We start from the raw sequence: 19,503 nt of genomic DNA, 5'->3' as shown, positions 1-19,503 counted from the left end.
ATCAACGCAGGAATTGCGTGTACCAGGGCATGGCCACTTCCAGGCCTTGCAGCACCGTGTGCGTGGGCGCATAGCCCAGCAGCCGGCCTGCCTTGCTGACGTCGGCCTGCGAGTGGCGCACGTCGCCCGCGCGGAAGTCGGCATACACCGGCTGCTTGCCGTACTGGACGCCCTGGTTGCCCAGCGCCTGCACCAGGAAGCCGAACAGCTCGTTCAAGGTGCTACGGCCACTGACGGCCACGTTGTAGACCTGGTTGCGCGCCTCGGGCGCGGCCAGCGCGCCCAGGATGTTGGCCTGCACCGCGTTTTCCACAAAGCAGAAGTCGCGGCTGGTCTCGCCGTCGCCGTTGATGGTGACGTCCTTGCCCTGGATCATCGCGGCCGTCCACTTCGGAATCACGGCGGCGTAGGCGCCGTCCGGATCCTGGCGCTTGCCGAACACGTTGAAGTAACGCAGGCCCACGGTCTCGAAGCCATAGGAGCGCGCGAACACGTCCGCGTACAGCTCGTTGACGTACTTGGTCACGGCGTAAGGCGACAGCGGCTTGCCGATGTTCTCTTCCACCTTGGGCAGCGCCGGATGGTCGCCGTAGGTGGAGCTGGAAGCGGCATAGACGAACGACTTCACCTTGGCGTCGCGCGCGGCCACCAGCATGTTCAGGAAGCCGCCGATGTTCACCTCGTTGGTGGTGATCGGGTCGTTCAGCGAACGCGGCACCGAACCCAGCGCGGCCTGGTGCAGCACATAGTCCGCGCCTTCCGTGGCGCGGCGGCATGCGTCCAGGTCGCGGATATCGCCTTCCACGAAGGTGAAGCGCGCCCATTGCTCGGGGGTGACCGATGCGCGCACCTCGTCGAGGTTGCGCTGATGGCCGGTGGCGAAGTTGTCCAGGCCGGTCACGGATTGCCCCAGCTTGAGCAGCGTTTCCAGCAGGTTCGAACCGATGAAGCCGGCGCAGCCGGTCACCAGCCACTTGCGCGGCGTAGCGGACAGTTCCTGGGTGATGGTTTCAAAGCGAGTGGTCATTGCAAAATCCCTTACAGACGCAGATCGGATTCGGCAGGCGACAGCACATACTTCAGGTCGTACAGAATGTGTTGCGGCTTGCCCAGCTTGCGGATGCCTTCCGCGCCCATGGCCTTGAACTGGTTGTGCGCCACCGCCAGGATCACGGCGTCGTACTTGCCTTCCTCGGGCTGGCTCACGGGGGTCAGGCCATATTCATGCACGGCTTCCTCGGCGTCGACCCACGGGTCATAGACGTCCACGTCGACGTTGTAGTCGCCCAGTTCACGGACGATGTCGACGATGCGCGTGTTGCGCAGGTCGGGGCAGTTTTCCTTGAAGGCCAGGCCCATCACCAGCACGCGCGCGCCCTGCACATGGATGCGGTTCTTGGTCATGGCCTTGACCAGCTGCGACACCACGTAGCCGCCCATCGAATCGTTCAGGCGGCGGCCCGCCAGGATGATCTCCGGGTGGTAGCCGATGGATTGCGCCTTGTGCGTCAGGTAGTACGGATCCACGCCGATGCAGTGGCCGCCCACCAGGCCCGGACGGAACGGCAGGAAGTTCCATTTGGTGCCCGCGGCCTGCAACACGGCTTCGGTGTCGATGCCCATCTTGTTGAAGATCAGGGCCAGTTCGTTGATCAGCGCGATGTTCACGTCGCGCTGCGTGTTCTCGATCACCTTGGCGGCTTCGGCCACCCGGATGCTGGACGCCTTGTGGGTGCCGGCGGTGATGATCTGCTTGTAGAGCTGATCGACCAGCTCGGCCACTTCGGGCGTGGAGCCGGAGGTGACCTTCTTGATCGTGCTGACGCGGTGTTCCTTGTCGCCCGGGTTGATGCGTTCGGGGCTGTAGCCGGCATAGAAGTCCACGTTGAACTTCAGGCCCGACACGCGTTCCAGCACCGGCACGCAGTCTTCCTCGGTCGCGCCCGGATAGACGGTGGATTCATAGATGACGATGTCGCCACGCTTGAGCACGGCGCCGATGGTCTCGCTGGCCTTGACCAGCGGCGTCAGGTCCGGCTGCTTGTATTCGTCGATCGGGGTGGGCACGGTCACGATGAACACGTTGGCCTGGCCCAGTTCGGCGCGATCGGCCGTGTAGGTCAGTTGGGCGGCTTCGGTCAGTTCCGCATCGCTGACTTCCAGCGTGTGGTCGTGTCCGGCCTTCAGCGCGTCGATGCGGCGCGTATTGATATCGAACCCGATGACCGAGCGCTTCTTGCCAAATTCCACCGCCAAGGGCAGACCGACGTAGCCAAGGCCAACAACAGCGAGTTTCACATCCTGAATTCGCAACATAACTCTCCCTTCACCGTAGAACGATTACGGCATTTTAAATATGGTCGGGTGATAGATAACCGAGCCCCCGGCGGCTATCGCCGGGGCACTCAAACTAGTCGGAGGTTCGCAAGACTGAAGGCAGCAGCAGCCAGCCCGGACGGCGCCAGGACACCAATCGGGCATACAGCCAGATGTAGACGCTGGCGAACACAACCAGGCTGGCGCTCAGGGCCCAGGCGTTGTCCCACCAGATCGTGGCCGGCACCAGCCCGATCAGCGCAAGCACCCACATGTACGGGGAAGCCAGCGCGTTGCACAGCGCCGGAACGGCATGGCGCCGGCCTCGGCTGAACGTCACGCGGACCAGGCGGCGGAATACCAGCTGGTGCAAATGCAGCGCATCCGGCTGGTCTACCGGCACGCCGCGCTTGAAGCGGCGGCGCCAGATCGAAAAACCGGTTTCGAATACGGGGTAGAACAACACCGCCAGGGCGTAGAAGGGCGACACCGACGGGTTGCGCACCACCAGCAGCACCGCCAGCTCGGCCAGCATGAAGCCCAGGAAGTACGCGCCGCCATCGCCCAGGAACACGCGCCCGAACGGGAAGTTCCAGACCAGGAAACCCAGCGTGGCCGACGCCAGCGCCGCAGCCACCAGAAAGATCGGCACGTCGCCGACCTGCAGGGCCACCAGGCTGATCGACACCGCCATCAGGGTGGCAACCATGCCGGCCAGGCCGTTCATGCCGTCCACGATGTTCAGCGCATGCGTACAGCCACCCACCGCGAACATGGTGAACAGCAGCGACACCGGCCAGAACGACAGCACGTAATCCACGGGCGCCATGCCGACGCGGCTCACGCCGCCCAGCAGCCACCAGGCGATGGCGGCCGACAGGAACGCCGCCAGCAAGCGCTTGCTGGCGCCGATGTCCTTCGTGATGTCTTCAAGCAGGCCAGCCACGAATACCGGCAGCGCCGCGACGAACAGCGCGGGCCAAAGCCAGGTCAGGGTCATGTTGCTGGGGCCGAGCACCAGCAATCCGGCGAGGGTGCCCGCAAGCACGGCCAGCCCGCCGACGCGAGGCGTCGCGCGGGAGTGGTTGGCTTGTGGCTTGTTGAGATCGCTGTCGCCGGTAAAAGCGCCATGCCAGCGCTCGGACGCCACGATGAGTCCCCCCACCGTGAACGCGACCACGCATATGTACAGCCAGGTCACAGGGTCACCTCTGGTTGGTCTATCGAGACAGGCCCGCCATTATCGGAGGCAGGTGTAACGCCCATATATGGGATGAATAAGGAAGTGCAATCCCACGGCACAGAACGTAACGCCCGCGGCCGGGTGGTTCGTCCGTCCCGCCTGAGTCTTGAAGGCGCTGATGCAACAGCGCCGCGGGCGCGCGGCAGTACAGGTTTCATGAAGGGATTGTAGAGCGTTCCGCCCTGACGCACGCGAAATATCCAAGGGAAAACGCGAAGGCGCCCCCACCAGAAGCCATCCCGGAACGGCGGCGGCCGTCGCGCGCAGGGGCCAGACTTCCCCACTAAATAGGGACGCATCAATTCTGGTCAAAAAAAAGCCCGAGATCGTGAGATCTCGGGCTAAATCCACCAAAGGAGGAGGGTGGAGGAGACAACCGTGGCATGTTGGGAGCGGGCTTTCTGCTCACTGCGCATCCGGGGTTTTCACCGCGCCGTTTGCGTTTCAACATCCGATGACTGAATAGTACCGAGGTTTTTTGTGCGATGCAAGAATTTTTTTGATCTCTTTTCAGAGGCGAATTTCGCGTTGCGTTTTTGCTGCAAATTTCCGCTCTCCCCTCTGGAGAGCCGCGCCAGTCAATGACCTTAACGAAAAGCGGGTTTTTGCCGAAGGGGTTAACCCCTTGCGGATTTACCCTAGACCACAGCGGGTAATCCCACCCTGGATTTTGCACCAAAACGGTGCATTCGGCACCACGATGCGGCGGATTTTGCGCATTGCAGCATTTCACCTGCTCCGCCCTCAGATCCAATAAGCGGTGGTCGTCATGACCTTGGACATGCCCCGCATGGCCATTTTCACGGGCGCTGGCAGCGCCACGCCGCCGGCCTCTTCCGCGCTGGCGCGGTGCTGGGCTTCGTCTTCCTTCATCTTCTGCACGATCTGGCGCGACCGCTCATCTTGCACCGGCAAGGTGCGCAGATGCTCTTCCAGATGCGCCTCGACCTGCTTTTCGGTTTCCGCCATGAAGCCCAGGTTGCGAGGCACGCCCGCGACGCTGGCCATCACGCCCAGGGCAAACGAGCCCGCGTACCAGAGCGGGTTGAGCAGGCTGGGACGGCTGCCCAGCTCGTCCAGGCGCTGATTGCACCAGACCAGGTGATCGACTTCCTCGGCGGCGGCGTTCAGCAGCAATGCCCGGGGCGCGGGTTCGCGGCAAACCGAGGCCTGCCCCCGGTACAGCGCCTGGGCGCAGACTTCTCCCACGTGATTGACCCGCATCAGCCCGGCGGCGTGGCGCTTTTCTTGCGCCGACATGGCCTGCGGCGCCTCTTCCACCGTCGCCGGATAGGGCCGGCCGGCAGAAGCGCTTCCGGACAGCACGCGCAGCGCACGGTCGGCCTCGGCCAGCAAGGCATCCAGGGGACTGGCGCGGCGCAGGAAGGAAGCGGGGCCGGATCGGGACAGGGTGGTGGGCATGGCAACTCCTCGACAATACTGGCGCACACGCCCCTGATGCGGGGCGGGGCTCTCGTGCCCGGAATTGTACGCAACAGGTATCATCAACCATTGACTGCGCTCAAGCTCAAGGACACTACCAAATGGAATGCACGATCGACTGGGGCGGCCCCAACGGCATGCTCTTTACCGCCAGCACGGGCAGCGGCCACGTGGCCGTGATGGATGGCGCCGTGGACGGCGGCGGACACAACCTGGCTCCGCGCCCGATGGAAATGCTGCTGGCCGGCACGGGCGGCTGCACTGCCTATGACGTGGTGCTGATCCTCAAGCGCGGCCGCCATGCGGTCAGCGGTTGCAGCGTCAAGCTCCAGGCCGACCGCGCCGATGCCGACCCCAAGGTCTTCACGCGCATCCATTTCGCCTTTACCGTCACCGGCCACAATCTGCCGCGCGCGGCGGTCGAGCGCGCCGTGCAGCTGTCCCATGAAAAATACTGCTCGGCCTCGGCCATGCTGGAGAAAACCGCGGCGCTGACGTTCTCGGTCGAGATCGTCGACACGCAGGACGCCGCGACCGCCGCCTGAGCCGCGCCCGCGGCGTGGTGTAATTCGGCTTGCTTCCCTATCTCTATAAGCGCCACCGCGATCCGCTCGCGGTGGCCAGTTTGCGTCACCCGCGGGTCGGGCGAACACAAGGACCGCCATGAAACAATACCTGGACCTCGTTCAATCCATTCTGGACACCGGCGCGTGGCAGGAAAACCGGACCGGCATACGCACCCTGAGCATGCCGGGCGCCTCGCTGCGCTTCGACCTGCAAAAAGGATTTCCCGCCGTCACCACCAAGAAGCTGGCGTTCAAATCCGCCATCGGCGAAATGGTGGGTTTCATGCGCGCCTCGCGCAGCGCCGCGGAGTTCCGCGAACTGGGCTGCAAGGTCTGGGACCAGAACGCCAACGAGAACAGCCAGTGGCTGGCAAACCCCTACCGCGAGGGTCCGGACGACCTGGGTCCCGTGTACGGCGTGCAGTGGCGCCAATGGCCGGCCTACAAGATGCTGGACGCCGCCCGCCCGGCCCAGATCGAAGACGCCCTGTCGCGCGGCTACGCCAAGGTCGCCGAACTTGAGGAAGGCGGCGTGCCCAAGGTGCTGCTGTACAAGGCGGTCGACCAGTTGCGGCAGTGCCTGGACACCATCCACGAGCGCCCCGGCGACCGCCGCATCCTGTTCCACGGCTGGAACTGGGCCCAGATCGAGGAAATGGCGCTGCCCCCCTGCCATCTGCTTTATCAGTTCCTGCCCAACGCCACGACCCGCGAGATCTCGCTCTGCCTGTACATCCGTTCCAACGATGTCGGCCTGGGCACGCCGTTCAACCTGACGGAAGGCGCCGCGCTGCTGCACCTGGTCGGGCGCCTGACCGGCTACACGCCTCGCTGGTTCACCTACTTCATCGGCGACGCGCACATCTACGAGAACCACCTGCCGATGCTGCGCGAGCAACTGACCCGCGAGCCCTACGAGTCACCCCGGCTCGTGCTGTCGGATCGCATTCCCGATTTCGCCGTTACAGGCCGCTACGAACCCGAGTGGCTGGAAAAGGTCGAGCCGGGCGATTTCTCGCTTTCCGGCTATACCCATCACGCGCCGCTCACGGCTGCCATGGCCGTATAGGATCGCCGCCGGCAGCGGCCGGCGCCGTCCCTTTCAAGACAGGGTGGGAACGCCGCGGGCGCCCGCCAGGTAGGAAATCCCCCGCGCGCGCGAGCGGCAGGTGAAGATTGGTGAGCTTCTGGAAGCCCGATTTCGGTATAACCCATCCCTTAGCCACGGACGCGCGTCCAGCACGCCGCGCGCCCCCGTTGCTTCCGACCGGCCCCTGGCGCGCCGTGCCTGTCGCTTGCCGCGAACCCGGGCAACCGCCCGAGCGGCGCCGACCGCTGGCATTGCCCGCCGCATCCCCCATCCCTACCAGAGAGTGTGAGAATCGCCAGCGTCGAGAGCAGGATCCCCCTTGCGACCGGAATGCAACTGTTGACTACCAATTGAACTGAATTAAGGCCCGCGCGGCGGCTGGATGCGCTCAGGACAGGACCCACAAATGCTCGTTGGAATCTATAACCCTTCGCTCGTCCTCGTATCCCTAGGGGTCGCCATCCTGGCGTCATACACGGCGTTGGGGATGGCCAACCGCGTCAGGGCCGCGAACGGGCTGCCCGCCGCGCGATACTGGCTGGCGGGTGGCGCATTCGCCATGGGCATCGGGATCTGGTCCATGCACTTCGTCGGCATGCTCGCCTTCAGTCTGCCCATCCCCATGGGGTATGACCTGCCGCTGACCGTGCTGTCCCTGGCCATCGCCATCGGCTGCTCGGCCTTCGCCCTGTGGATCGTCTGCCAGGACGAACTGCCTTGGCGCAGGCTGGCCATCAGCGCGCTGCTGATGGGCGCGGGCATCGCGGCAATGCATTACATCGGCATGGCCGCCATGCGCATGGCGCCCGGCATCGACTACGACCCCGTCTGGTTTGCCCTGTCCATTGCGATCGCCGTGGCGGCCTCGGGCGCGGCCCTGTGGATCACCTACCGGCTGCGTCATGACGGGCCGCGGGTGGCGCTGTCGCGGCCGCTGGCTGCCGCCATCATGGGCCTGGCCATCGTCGGCATGCACTATACGGGCATGGAAGCCGCCAGTTTTCCGGCCGGCAGCATCTGCATGGCGGCCGACGGCGGCATCTCCGCCGGCTGGCTGGCCATCGCCGTGACGGCCGTGACCCTGAGCGTGCTGGCGATCGCCCTGGTCGTCGCAGTGCTGGACAACCGGCTGGAAGCGCGCACCTCCGCCCTGGCCTCTTCGCTGGCGGAGGCCAATGAAGAGCTGGTGCAGCTGGCGCTGCACGACACCCTGACCAAATTGCCCAACCGCATCCTGCTGGAAGACCGGATGGAGCAGGCCATCGAAAGCGCCACCCGCCGCAAGGGCCACTTCGCCGTGCTGTTCTTCGACCTGGACGGCTTCAAGGCGGTCAACGACGCCTATGGCCACCACACCGGCGACGCCCTGCTGGTCGACCTGGCCCAGCGCATCCGCCAGGCCCTGCGCACGCAGGACACGGTCGCGCGCCTGGGCGGCGATGAGTTCATCGTGCTGAGCGAAGTCATCGAACCCACCGACGCGGCCAACGTGGCCGACCGGCTGATCGAGGCCATCGCCCGCCCCGTCATGGTCTACGGGCACGAAGTCCTGGTGACCTCGAGCGTGGGCATTGCCGTCTATCCAAACGACGGCGAGGACACCCATGCCCTGCTGACCAATGCCGACGCGGCCATGTACCACGCCAAGCGTCTGGGCGGCACCGGCTACAGCTTCTTCGAGCCATCCATGAACGCGGACGCGCACGAGCAGATCGAGCTGCTACACGACCTGCGCCTGGCCCAGGAGCGGGAACAGTTCGTCCTGCATTACCAGCCCAAGTACGAAGCGCCCGCCGGTCCCATCATGGGCGCCGAAGCGCTGCTGCGCTGGAACCACCCCACGCGCGGCCTGGTGGGTCCGGACCTGTTCATTCCCACGGCGGAAAAGACCGGCCTGATCCTGTCCATCGGGGAATGGGTCATCAACGAAGCCTGCCGCCAGATGCGGGAATGGATCAATGCCGGCCAAGGGCACTGGACCATCGCCGTGAATATCTCGGCGCTGCAGTTCGCCCATGCCAGCCTGGTCGAAACGGTGCGTTCGGCGCTCGCGCGGCATAACGTCCCGCCGGCGTGCCTGACCCTGGAGGTGACCGAGTCCACCGCCATGCGCGACGCGGAAGCCAGCATGGCCGTGCTCAAGCGGCTGTCCAGCCTGGGCGTCACCATCTCCATCGACGACTTCGGCACGGGCTACTCCAGCCTGCTCTACCTGAAGCGGCTGCCCGCCACCGAGCTGAAGATCGACCGCGGATTCGTGAACCAGCTGGAAAACGACAATGAGGATGCCGCCATTATCTCGGCCATCGTCGCGCTGGCGCAGCAGCTGAACCTGCGCATCGTGGCCGAAGGCGTGGAAACGGCGGCGCAGCAGAAATTCCTGACGGGCCTGGGCTGCGATTCGCTGCAGGGCTTCCTGCTGGGCAAGCCGATGCCCGCCACCGAATTCCTGGAGCACGCGTCGGGCTGAACGCAAACGATTGCCGGGCCCCCGGGCGCAAATTTGCTACGCTTACGGCGTCCAACCGGCCGAAACCCAACCGTTGCAAGCACGAATGCCCGCCAGCCTTACCCTGATCGTCGCCTATTCCGCCAACCGCGTCATCGGACGCGACAACGCCCTGCCCTGGAAGCTGCCGGGCGACCTCGCGCATTTCAAGCGCAGCACGCTGGGCCATCCCATCATCATGGGCCGCAAGACCTGGGACTCGCTGGGCCGTCCCCTGCCCGGCCGCAGCAACATCGTCATCAGCCGCAATCCCGATTTCAGCGCCGCCGGCGCGATCCTGGCGCCCACGCTGGAGGCGGCCGTGGCCGCCTGCGGCGATATCGAAGAAGCCTTCGTGATCGGCGGCGCGCAGATCTACGCGCAGGCCCTGCCCCTGGCCCGCCGCGTGCTGGCCACCGAAGTCCACGCCCAGGTCGAGGGCGACGCGTTCTTCCCCCTGCTGCCGTCGTTCCAATGGAAGGAGACCGCGCGCGAGCCGCAGGCCGCCGAGAACGGCTACGACTACGACTTCGTCACCTACGAACGCGCTTGACCGTTACGCCGCGCCCGCATTGCGCATGAAGCGCCACAGGGCGGGCGCCGCCGAGTACGCCACGTTGAAGCGCACCCAGGGGGTATCGGCCTCGTCCGCCTCGAAGTAGGAGCCGGGAGCCAGCCAGATGCCGTCCTTGAGCGCCAGTTCGGCCAGACCGTTGGCGCCGCGCTCGCGCCACTGCCCGGCGACCTTGGCCCACAGGAACAGGCCGCCCTGCGGCCGTCCGTAGATCTCGAAACCGTGCTGCCGCATCTGCTCGGCCACATTCCCATGGGCCTCGGCCAGCCGTTCGCGGGTGCGCGCGATATGGGCGCGGTAGCGCCCTTCGCGTATGACCTGGTGCACGATGCGCTCCATGATTTCTGGCGAGGTAAGGCCCACCGCCATCTTGGTGCGCGCGATGTCGCGGGTGAGATCGCGGTGCGCCACCACATAGCCCACCCGCACCGACGGGCTGATGACCTTCGAGTATCCGCCCAGGTACACGACCCGGCGGCCCCCGTCCAGGGCGGCCAGCATCGGCGTCACGCCGGGCGCCAGTTCACGCGAGATGTCGTCTTCCACGACCCACAGGCCATGCCGCTCGGCCGCCTGCAGGATGCGGAACGCATTGGCCATGCCGATGCTGGCGCCCGAGGGATTCTGCAGCGCAGTGTTGATAAACAACGCGCGGGGCCGGTGCTGGGCCGCCACGCGCTCCAGCGCCTCGCAATCCAGCCCGTCCACGGTCCTGGGCACCGAAATGACGCGCATGCCGGCCAGCCGCAGCATCTGCAGCAGGTTGGCATAGGCCGGCTGCTCCACCACCACGCTGTCGCCGGGCCGCAGCAGGGTGCGGATCACCATGTCCAGCCCGTGCGTCACGCCCTGCGTCAGCAGCACCTGCGATACCTCGACCTCCATGCCCTGCGCGCTCAGGCTGGCCGCGATGGTCTCGCGCAGCGGCGCATAACCGTAGGGATGCCCGTAATTCGCGATGCGCATCGCCGGCACGCGCCCCATGTGACGGAGCGCCACGTGCAGCCCTTCCTCGTTCAGCCATTCGCCCGGGAGCCAGCCGCAGCCCGATTTGATGGGAATGGAGTGGTCCGCGAAGATATCCGACAGCAGCCAGCCGGCGTTCAGCCGGGGCGGCTCCCAGGACAGCGGCTCGACCCGCCGCGCGGGCGCGTCGGGCGAGGCCACCCGATAGCCCGCGCCGGGCCGCGCCGCCAGCCACCCCAGCGACACCAGCCGGCTGTAGGCGCTGGCCACGGTAAACGTGCTGACGCCGTACTGGCGCGCGAACTCGCGCACCGAGGGTAGGGACATACCCGGACGCAGGGTCTGTTCCTCTATGCCGCGCAGGATGGCGCTCACCAACTGTTCGACGAGGGTCGGAGAGGGACCACGGGCGCGGTTGGGCTGGAAGTCGATCACGAGATATCTGTACAGTTGTGTTGCTCATAACTATACAGTTAGCGGCAAATGCGCAGATTGTATATTTTCATTCCTGGCGGGACGTACCAGAATCGTTTGAATCCCATCGGCGGCGCCGTCTTGCGCGCACAGCCGGCGGTTGTCCACCCCCTGGAGTCACCATGAACGCCCCCGCCCAATTGCCCGACCTGTCCCATCTCTGGATGCCCTTCACTGCCAACAAGCAGTTCAAGGCTCACCCGCGCATGCTGGCAACGGCCAAAGGCATGCACTACACCTCCACCGACGGCCGCCAGATCCTGGACGGCACCGCCGGCCTGTGGTGCGTCAACGCCGGGCACGGCCGCCAGGAAATCGTCGAGGCGATCTCCCGCCAGGCCGGCATCATGGACTACGCGCCCGGCTTCCAGCTGGGCCACCCCCTGGCTTTCGAGGCCGCCACCGCGGTCGCCAGCCTGATGCCGCAGGGCCTGGACCGCGTGTTCTTCACGAATTCGGGCTCCGAGTCCGTCGATACGTCCCTGAAAATCGCCCTGGCCTATCACCGCGCGCGCGGCGAAGGGCAGCGCACCCGCCTGATCGGCCGCGAGCGTGGCTACCACGGCGTGGGCTTTGGCGGCATCTCGGTCGGCGGCATCTCGACCAACCGCAAGACGTTCTCCGGCGCGCTGCTGCCCGCCGTGGACCACCTGCCCCACACGCACAACCTGGAGCAGAACGCCTACTCCAAGGGCCAGCCGGCCTGGGGCGCCCACCTGGCCGAAGAACTGGAGCGCATCGTCGCGCTGCACGATGCATCCACCATCGCCGCCGTGATCGTCGAACCGATGGCCGGCTCCACCGGCGTGCTGATCCCGCCCAAGGGCTACCTGGAAAAGCTGCGCGAGATCACCTCCAAGCACGGCATCCTGCTGATTTTTGACGAAGTCATCACCGCCTACGGCCGCCTGGGCGCCGCCACGGCCTCCGAGTTCTTCGGCGTGACCCCGGACATCATTGCCATGGCCAAGGGCGTCAGCAACGCCGCCGTCCCGGCTGGCGCGGTCGCGGTCAAACGCGAGGTCCACGACGCCATCGTCAACGGCCCTGCGGGCGGCATCGAGTTCTTCCACGGCTATACCTATTCAGCGCACCCGCTGGCGGCCGCCGCCATCCTGGCCACGCTGGACATCTATCGCCGCGAGGATCTGTTCGGCCGCGCGCGCAAGCTGTCCGGCGCGTTCCAGGAAGCCGCCCACAGCCTGAAGGGCGCGCCGCATGTCATCGACGTACGCAACCTGGGCATGGTGTCCGGCATCGAACTGGCGCCGCGCGCCGGGGCTCCGGGCGCGCGCGCCGCCGAGGCCTTCCAGAAGTGCTTCGACAGCGGCCTGATGGTGCGCTACACGGGCGACATCATTGCCGTCTCGCCCCCGCTGATCATCGACGAGGCCCAGATCGGCCAGATCTTCGAGCAGATCGGCAAGGTCCTGAAAGAAATTGCGTAGCAACATGACGAACCCCGCGCCGCGCCGCCGCCGCGCGTATTGACACACCAGCCCTGCGGGCGGCCCACGGCCGCCCGCAGGCATTTTGACGTATCCCTGCTTCGAGCCTTTCATCCATGAAGAAGATCCCTCATTTCATCAACGGCCAACCCTACGACGGCGGCAGCAGCCGCTACGCGGATGGCTTCAATCCCGCCACCGGCGAGATCTGCTCGTCGATCCCGCTGGCCTCCAATGAAGACGTGGCGCTGGCCGTGGCCGCCGCCAAGCAGGCCTTCCCGGCCTGGTCCGAAACCCCGGCGCTCAAGCGCGCCCGCATCCTGTTCAACTTCAAGGCGCTGCTGGACAAGCACCAGGATGAACTGGCCGAACTGATCACCCGCGAACACGGCAAGGTCTTCTCCGACGCCAAGGGCGAAGTGATGCGGGGGATCGAAATCGTCGAATTCGCCTGCGGCATTCCCCAACTGCTCAAGGGCCAGTACTCCGACCAGATCGGCGGCGGCATCGACAACTGGAGCATGCGCCAGGCCCTGGGCGTGGTGGCCGGCATCACGCCGTTCAACTTCCCGATGATGGTGCCGTGCTGGATGTTCCCGGTGGCCATTGCCTGCGGCAACACGTTCATCCTCAAGCCGTCCGAACGCGATCCGTCCGCCGCGCTGCGCCTGGCCGAACTGCTGACCGAAGCAGGCCTGCCTCCGGGCGTCTTCAACGTGGTGCATGGCGACAAGCTCGCCGTGGACGCGCTGATCTCGCACCCCGACGTTGAAGCCCTGTCCTTCGTCGGATCCACGCCGATCGCGGAATACATCTATTCGGAAGGCACCCGGCGCGGCAAGCGCGTGCAAGCGCTGGGCGGCGCCAAGAACCATCTGGTGGTCATGCCCGACGCGGACCTGGACCAGGTCACCGATGCACTGATGGGCGCGGCCTATGGCTCAGCCGGCGAACGCTGCATGGCCATCTCCGTGGCCGTGGCGGTGGGCGACGTGGCCGACCAGCTCGTCGAACGGCTCACGCCGCGCGTGAAGACCCTGGTGGTCAAGGACGGCATGCAGTCGGACGCCGAGATGGGTCCGCTGGTCACCGCGCAGCACCGCAACAAGGTGCTGGGCTACATCGAGGACGGCATCGCCTCCGGCGCCGACCTGGTGGTGGACGGCCGCGGCCTGAAGGTACCCGGCAACGAGAAGGGCTTCTTCCTGGGCGGCACGCTGTTCGACAACGTCAAGCCCGCCATGAACATCTACCGCGAAGAGATCTTCGGACCGGTGCTGTGCATCGTGCGCGTGCCCGATTTCGCCAGCGCCGTGGACCTGATCAATGCCCATGAATTCGGCAACGGCGTCGCCTGCTTCACCTCCGACGGCGGCGTGGCGCGCGCGTTTGCCCGCCAGATCAAGGTGGGCATGGTCGGCATCAACGTGCCGATCCCGGTGCCCATGGCCTGGCATTCCTTCGGCGGCTGGAAGCGTTCGCTGTTTGGCGACCACCATGCCTACGGCGAAGAAGGCATCCGCTTCTACTCGCGCTACAAGAGCGTCATGCAGCGCTGGCCGGACAGCATCGCCAAGGGCGCCGAATTCACCATGCCTGTGGCTAAGTGAGTTTCCCCCCCCCCGAAGCGCTGCGCGCTTCCCCCCCAGGGGGGCGTCGCTGCGGACCGGCGGAGCCGGCTCCGCGCGACCCGGCTTGGGACGGATTTGCCGGGTTGTGGCGCTTTGCCCGTTTTGTGGGTTGCGGGGGGCTAGGGCCTGATATGGGCGCGGCAGTCCCCGCGCTTTCCGAACTTCGGTACTACAAGGGCATATCTGATGCGCATCGGGATAGGCGGTTTTCAGCATGAAACCAACACGTTCGCGCCGTCGCGCGCGGCGTGGGAAGACTTTGCGGAAAAGGGGGGAGGCTGGCCCAAGCTGGTCAGCGGGCCCGCGATGTTCCAGGCAGTCGCGGGCGCCAACATACCGGTGGCGGGCTTCATTGAAGCCATGGGGCAGCACACGCTCCTGCCCACCACCTGGGCCGCGGCCAGCCCCTCCGGCCCCGTCACCCGGGACGCGTTCGAGCGCATCAGCGCGATGATCCTGCAGGGCCTGTCCCTGGCCATGCCCCTGGACGGCGTTTACCTGGACCTGCACGGCGCCATGGTGACCGAACACCTGGACGACGGCGAAGGCGAGCTGCTCAAGCGCGTGCGCGACCTGGTGGGCCCCGGCGTCCCCGTCGTCGCCAGCCTGGACCTGCACGCGAACGTGACCCGCGCCATGGTGCGCCACGCCGACGCGCTGGTCTGCTACAGGACCTACCCCCACATAGACATGGCCGAGACCGGCCAGCGCGCGGCCGGCCTGCTGTCGATGCGGCTGGCGGGCGTGCCGCGCCCCTGCGCGGCCTTGCGCGCCCTGCCCTATCTGATTTCGCTGTGCTGGCAATCCACCGATATCGAACCCTCGCGCAGCCTGTACCAGCTGGTGGGAGATATCGAAAAGCGCGGCGCCACCAGCCTGTCGTTTGCCACCGGCTTTCCTGCCGCGGACTTTCCCGAATGCGCACCCACGGTGTGGGCCTACGGCGCGACGCAGGCCGAGGCCGACGCGGCAGCGGACGAAATGACGCGCGCCGTGCTGAACGCGGAACGCGACTTCGGCGGCAAGCTCTACACGCCGGACGAGGCCGTGCAGGAAGCCATGCGGCTGGCGCGCGATGCGTCCAGACCCGTGGTCATCGCGGACGCGCAAGACAACCCCGGCGCGGGCGGCAGCTCGGACACCACCGGCGTGCTGCGCGCGCTGATCCGGCACGACGCCCGCGACACGGCGATCGGCCTGATCGTCGACCCCGAGGCCGCGCTGGCGGCGCACCGCGCCGGCACGGGAAACAAGGTCCGGATTGCACTGGGTGGACACTCGGGTATTCCCGACGACGAACCCCTGGACACTGAATTCATTGTCGAGAAAACTTCGGAGGGACGCTTCGATACGCACGGCGCTTTCTATCGCGGCTTTCACATGGACCTGGGGCCCAGCGCCTGCCTGCGCATCGGCGGCGTACGCATTATCGTGGCCTCCAACAAGGTGCAGATGGCGGACCAGGAGATGTTCCGCTTCGCGGGTGTGGAGCCCACCCGCGCCGCCATTCTGGTGGTGAAGAGCTCCGCGCACTTTCGCGCGGATTTCGCTCCCATCGCGCAGACGATCCTGGTTTGCGCCGCCCCTGGCTCCATGCTTATGGATGCGGCAAAACAACCATGGACACGGTTGCGTCCGGGCATCAGAATGGCGCCTTGCGGACCGGTATTTGACGGCCGGCCCGCTACCGCCTGACCCTCGCGCGCCGCCCCTGCGCGGCGCGTTAACGACGTAGCGGCCGACAGTGCCGCTCACAACGCTTCAAGGGGAACTACATGCTCAAGTTTGTCCGAGCGGCCGCGTTGGCCGGCGCAACCCTCGCGATGGCTCACGGCGCCTACGCCGAGACCGTCATCAAGACGGTCATGCACTCGCCTTTGCGCCTGACCGATCCGCACGCCACCACCGCGTACATCACGACGTGGCACGGCTACATGATCTACGACACCTTGCTGGCCACCGACGCCGACAACAAGGTGCAGCCGCAGATGCTTGAGAAGTGGGAAGTCTCGCCCGACGGCAAGACCTACACCATGACGCTGCGCGCCGGCCAGAAGTGGCATGACGGCAAGCCGGTGACCTCCGAAGACTGCGTCGCGTCGATCAAGCGCTGGGCCGCCGGCGACGGCATGGGCCGCACGCTGCTCAAGTTCACGGACAAGATCGAAGTCATCGACGACAAGAGCTTTCGCATCGTCATGAAGGAACCCACGGACCTCGCGCTGCGCGCCTTGTCCAAGCCCACCGGCACCGCCCCCTTCATGATGCCCAAGCGCATCGCGGAGCAGGCTATCGGCCAGCCCATCACCGACATGACCGGATCGGGTCCGTTCAAGGTCATCGAGTTCAAGCCGGGCGTCAAGACCGTCTACGCCAAGAACGCCGACTACGTGCCGCGCAAGGAGCCCGTCAGCGGCCTGGCCGGCGGCAAGGTCGTGCACGTCGACAAGGTCGAATGGGACGTCATGCCCGACGCCCTGACCACGGCCAACGCGCTGCTCGGCGGCGAGATCGATTTCGTCGAGCAGTTCCCGTATGACCTGCTGCCGATGATCGAAGGCAACAAGGATCTGAAGGAAGAGTCGCTCAGCCCGGTCGGCTACTTCACGATGTACCGCTTCAACTTCAAGTACCCGCCCTTCAACAACAAGAAGATCCGCCAGGCCGCCATGTACGCGATCGGCCAGGAAGACGTGATGAAGGCGCTGGTCGGCAATCCGAAGTACTGGAAGACCTGCGCCTCGCTGTGGGGCTGCGGCACGCCGCTGGAAAGCGATATCGGCAAGGACATGGTTGTCCCGTCCAACATCGAGAAGGCCAAGGCCCTCCTGAAGGAAGCCGGCTACGACAACACGCCTATCCTGGTCATGCACGCCACCGACGTGGGCACCCTGTCCGCCCAGCCTGTCGTGATGGCCCAGGCGCTGCGCAAGGCCGGCTTCAACGTCAACCTGGCGGCGATGGACTGGCAAAGCGTGGCCACGCGCCGCGCATCGAAGTCGGCGCCCGCCGAAGGCGGCTGGAACATCCACAACACCAACTGGTACGCCACCGACGTGATGGACCCGGTGCGCTCGGCTCCGGCCGCGGCCAACGGCGACAACGCCTGGTTCGGCTGGCCCGACTTCCCGCAGATCGAGGAACTGCGCACGAAGATGGCGCTTACCGCCGATCCCGCCGAGCAGAAGAAGATCTCCGAGGAAGTGCAGCGCATCGGCATCGACGAAGGCCTGTACGTGCCGCTAGGCCAGATGTCCGTGCCCACCGTCTACTCGACCAAGCTCTCCGGCCTGGTGCATGCACCGGTCTTCGCGTTCTGGAACGTCAAAAAAGCCCCTTGATGGGCAAAGGGCCTGTTCGCACTGAAAGCGTGAACAGGCCCTACTAGTACTGGGGGAATTACATGCTGGCATTTGTCTCACGCCGGCTCCTCGCGACCATCCCCGTTCTGGTGATGGTCGCGGTGGTGGTCTTCGCGATATTGCGTTTCAGCCCGGGAGATCCGGCCATCATCATGGCTGGCGACGGCGCCACGCCTGAACGTATCGTCCAGATTCGTCAGACGATGGGCCTGGACCAACCGGTCATCAAGCAGTTCTTCATCTGGGGCACAAAGCTCCTGCAGGGCGATCTGGGCACGTCCCTGATGTCCGGCGTGCCGGTCACCAAACTGATCGCGCAGCGCCTCGAGCCGTCCCTGAGCCTGGCCGTGCTGACCCTCGCTTTCACCCTGATCGTCGCCATCCCGCTGGGCATCCTGGCCGCGTGGCGGCAGGGCAAGCTGCTGGACCGCGCGGTCATGGGCTTTTCGGTGCTGGGATTCTCGGTGCCGGTGTTCGTCACGGGCTACCTGCTGATCTGGCTGTTCGCCATCAAGCTGGGCTGGTTCAACGTGCAGGGCTACACCCCGCTGGAAAAGGGCTTCTGGCCGTTCCTGCACCGGCTCATCCTGCCTTCCCTCGCCTTGTCCACGGTCTACGTGGCGCTGATCGCGCGCATCACGCGCACCAGCGTCATCGAGGTCATGGGCGAGGACTTCATCCGGACCGCCCGCTCCAAGGGGCTGGGCGAAACCGGCGTGCTGCTGGGCCACGCCCTGCGCAACGCCGCCGTGCCCATCGCCACGGTCGTGGGGCTGGGCATCGCGCTCCTGATCAGCGGCGTGGTCGTGACCGAATCGGTGTTCAACATCCCCGGCCTGGGCCGGCTGGTGGTGGAAGCCGTGCTGGCGCGCGACTACCCGGTCATCCAGGGCCTGACGCTCTTCTTCGCGTTCGTCTACGTGTTCATCAATCTTGTTGTCGATTGCGCCTACACGGTGTTCGACCCGCGGATCAGGTACTGACACCATGACCATGCAAACGCCAACCGATGCCGCCGCGCAAGCGGCCGCCGACCTCCCCGGAGGCGGCAACCCCCAAGTCACCGCCTGGCGGCAAGTCCGCCAGGGGCTCAAGAGCTGGCCCGTCATGCTCGCGCTCGTGGTGCTGGCGACGATCGTCGCCATCGCCCTGTTCGCGCCCTTGCTGGGCACGGTCGACCCCACCCTCCTCAACCCGGGCTCGCGCCTGAAGCAACCGTTCACCGACTACCTGCTGGGCACCGACGCCTTCGGGCGCGACGTCTGGTCCCGCGTCGCCTACGGCGCCCGCATCTCGCTCATCGCCGGCCTGGGCGCCGCGGTCGTCAGCGTGGCCATCGGGCTGGTCATCGGCGTGATCGCCGGATGGTTCCGCTCGCTGGACGGCCCGATCATGCGCACCATGGACGCCATCATGGCCATCCCCGGCATCCTGCTGGCGATCGCCCTGGTGTCCGTCACCGGCGCCAGCATCACGACCGTGCTCGTGGCCATCACCATCCCGGAAATCCCGCGGGTGGTGCGCCTGGTGCGCGGCCAGATCCTGACCGTGCGGGGCGAGCCCTACGTCGAGGCCGCGCTGGCGCTGGGCACGCCGCTGCCGCTGCTGCTGTGGCGCCACATGGTTCCCAGCACCATCGCGCCGCTTACCGTCCAGGGCACCTATGTCTTCGCGTCCGCCATGCTGACCGAGGCCATCCTGAGCTTCCTGGGCGCGGGCATCCCGCCCGAGATCGCATCCTGGGGCAACATCATGTCCGAAGGCCGCATGTACTTCCGCATGCTGCCCGGACTGATTCTGTTTCCCGGGCTGTTCCTGTCGCTGACCGTGCTCAGCGTGAACATCCTGGGCGACGCCTTGCGCGACGCGCTGGACCCGAAAATGGTGCGCAGGATCTGATGC

Annotated in this window: 15 protein-coding genes; 10 read left to right on the top strand and 5 right to left on the bottom strand. The window is 66.0% G+C overall.

Features of this window, described 5'->3' with window-relative positions:
- Nucleotide 1: 1 nt before the first annotated feature.
- The 4 genes from HLG70_RS25880 to coq7 all read right to left on the bottom strand — a co-directional run bounded on the left by HLG70_RS25880 (nt 2) and on the right by coq7 (nt 4,981).
- On the bottom strand, nt 2-1,027 hold the full coding sequence (locus tag HLG70_RS25880; RefSeq protein WP_171664829.1) for an SDR family oxidoreductase: 1,026 nt from the start codon (nt 1,025-1,027) through the stop codon (nt 2-4).
- Between the two features lie 11 nt (nt 1,028-1,038).
- Nucleotides 1,039-2,316 (bottom strand): Vi polysaccharide biosynthesis UDP-N-acetylglucosamine C-6 dehydrogenase TviB, encoded by a 1,278-nt coding sequence (gene tviB / locus HLG70_RS25875; RefSeq protein ID WP_213697141.1) that lies wholly within the window; start codon nt 2,314-2,316, stop codon nt 1,039-1,041.
- A 94-nt stretch (nt 2,317-2,410) separates the two neighbouring features.
- Nucleotides 2,411-3,517: an MraY family glycosyltransferase gene (locus HLG70_RS25870; protein WP_171667683.1), complete on the bottom strand. Its 1,107-nt coding sequence runs from the start codon at nt 3,515-3,517 to the stop codon at nt 2,411-2,413.
- A 786-nt stretch (nt 3,518-4,303) separates the two neighbouring features.
- Nucleotides 4,304-4,981 (bottom strand): 2-polyprenyl-3-methyl-6-methoxy-1,4-benzoquinone monooxygenase, encoded by a 678-nt coding sequence (gene coq7 / locus HLG70_RS25865; RefSeq protein ID WP_171667682.1) that lies wholly within the window; start codon nt 4,979-4,981, stop codon nt 4,304-4,306.
- Between the two features lie 122 nt (nt 4,982-5,103).
- Between coq7 and HLG70_RS25860 the strand changes: the two genes are divergently transcribed.
- The 4 genes from HLG70_RS25860 (at nt 5,104) to HLG70_RS25845 (ending at nt 9,699) form a co-directional block, all read left to right on the top strand.
- Nucleotides 5,104-5,547 (top strand): OsmC family protein, encoded by a 444-nt coding sequence (locus HLG70_RS25860; RefSeq protein ID WP_171667681.1) that lies wholly within the window; start codon nt 5,104-5,106, stop codon nt 5,545-5,547.
- 118 nt (nt 5,548-5,665) lie between these two features.
- Nucleotides 5,666-6,637 (top strand): thymidylate synthase, encoded by a 972-nt coding sequence (locus tag HLG70_RS25855; protein ID WP_171667680.1) that lies wholly within the window; start codon nt 5,666-5,668, stop codon nt 6,635-6,637.
- 427 nt (nt 6,638-7,064) lie between these two features.
- Nucleotides 7,065-9,128: a putative bifunctional diguanylate cyclase/phosphodiesterase gene (locus tag HLG70_RS25850; protein WP_171667679.1), complete on the top strand. Its 2,064-nt coding sequence runs from the start codon at nt 7,065-7,067 to the stop codon at nt 9,126-9,128.
- 85 nt (nt 9,129-9,213) lie between these two features.
- Entirely contained in the window at nt 9,214-9,699 is a 486-nt protein-coding gene (locus HLG70_RS25845) for a dihydrofolate reductase (protein WP_171667678.1), read from the top strand.
- Nucleotides 9,700-9,702: 3 nt separating this feature from the next.
- On the opposite strand, the gene HLG70_RS25840 is transcribed toward HLG70_RS25845, so the two are convergent.
- Nucleotides 9,703-11,121 (bottom strand): PLP-dependent aminotransferase family protein, encoded by a 1,419-nt coding sequence (locus HLG70_RS25840; protein ID WP_171667677.1) that lies wholly within the window; start codon nt 11,119-11,121, stop codon nt 9,703-9,705.
- Between the two features lie 161 nt (nt 11,122-11,282).
- On the opposite strand from HLG70_RS25840, the gene HLG70_RS25835 reads away from it, so the two are divergent.
- From HLG70_RS25835 to HLG70_RS25810, 6 genes are all read left to right on the top strand, one after another.
- Nucleotides 11,283-12,608 (top strand): aspartate aminotransferase family protein, encoded by a 1,326-nt coding sequence (locus tag HLG70_RS25835; protein ID WP_171667676.1) that lies wholly within the window; start codon nt 11,283-11,285, stop codon nt 12,606-12,608.
- 116 nt (nt 12,609-12,724) lie between these two features.
- Nucleotides 12,725-14,218 (top strand): CoA-acylating methylmalonate-semialdehyde dehydrogenase, encoded by a 1,494-nt coding sequence (locus tag HLG70_RS25830; RefSeq protein ID WP_171667675.1) that lies wholly within the window; start codon nt 12,725-12,727, stop codon nt 14,216-14,218.
- Nucleotides 14,219-14,425: 207 nt separating this feature from the next.
- A complete protein-coding gene (locus tag HLG70_RS25825) occupies nt 14,426-15,934 on the top strand; it encodes a M81 family metallopeptidase (protein WP_171667674.1) in 1,509 nt (502 codons plus the stop codon).
- Between the two features lie 80 nt (nt 15,935-16,014).
- Complete coding sequence (locus HLG70_RS25820) at nt 16,015-17,580, top strand: ABC transporter substrate-binding protein (protein ID WP_171667673.1); 1,566 nt, start codon at nt 16,015-16,017, stop codon at nt 17,578-17,580.
- Between the two features lie 62 nt (nt 17,581-17,642).
- Nucleotides 17,643-18,584: an ABC transporter permease gene (locus HLG70_RS25815; protein WP_171667672.1), complete on the top strand. Its 942-nt coding sequence runs from the start codon at nt 17,643-17,645 to the stop codon at nt 18,582-18,584.
- Between the two features lie 10 nt (nt 18,585-18,594).
- Nucleotides 18,595-19,500 (top strand): ABC transporter permease, encoded by a 906-nt coding sequence (locus HLG70_RS25810; protein WP_171667687.1) that lies wholly within the window; start codon nt 18,595-18,597, stop codon nt 19,498-19,500.
- The last annotated feature ends 3 nt before the right edge of the window (nt 19,501-19,503 follow it).

Origin of the sequence: Achromobacter deleyi, assembly GCF_013116765.2 — a bacterium.
GTDB lineage: Bacteria > Pseudomonadota > Gammaproteobacteria > Burkholderiales > Burkholderiaceae_B > Achromobacter > Achromobacter deleyi_A.
This window is presented reverse-complemented; position numbering and strand designations above follow the sequence as displayed.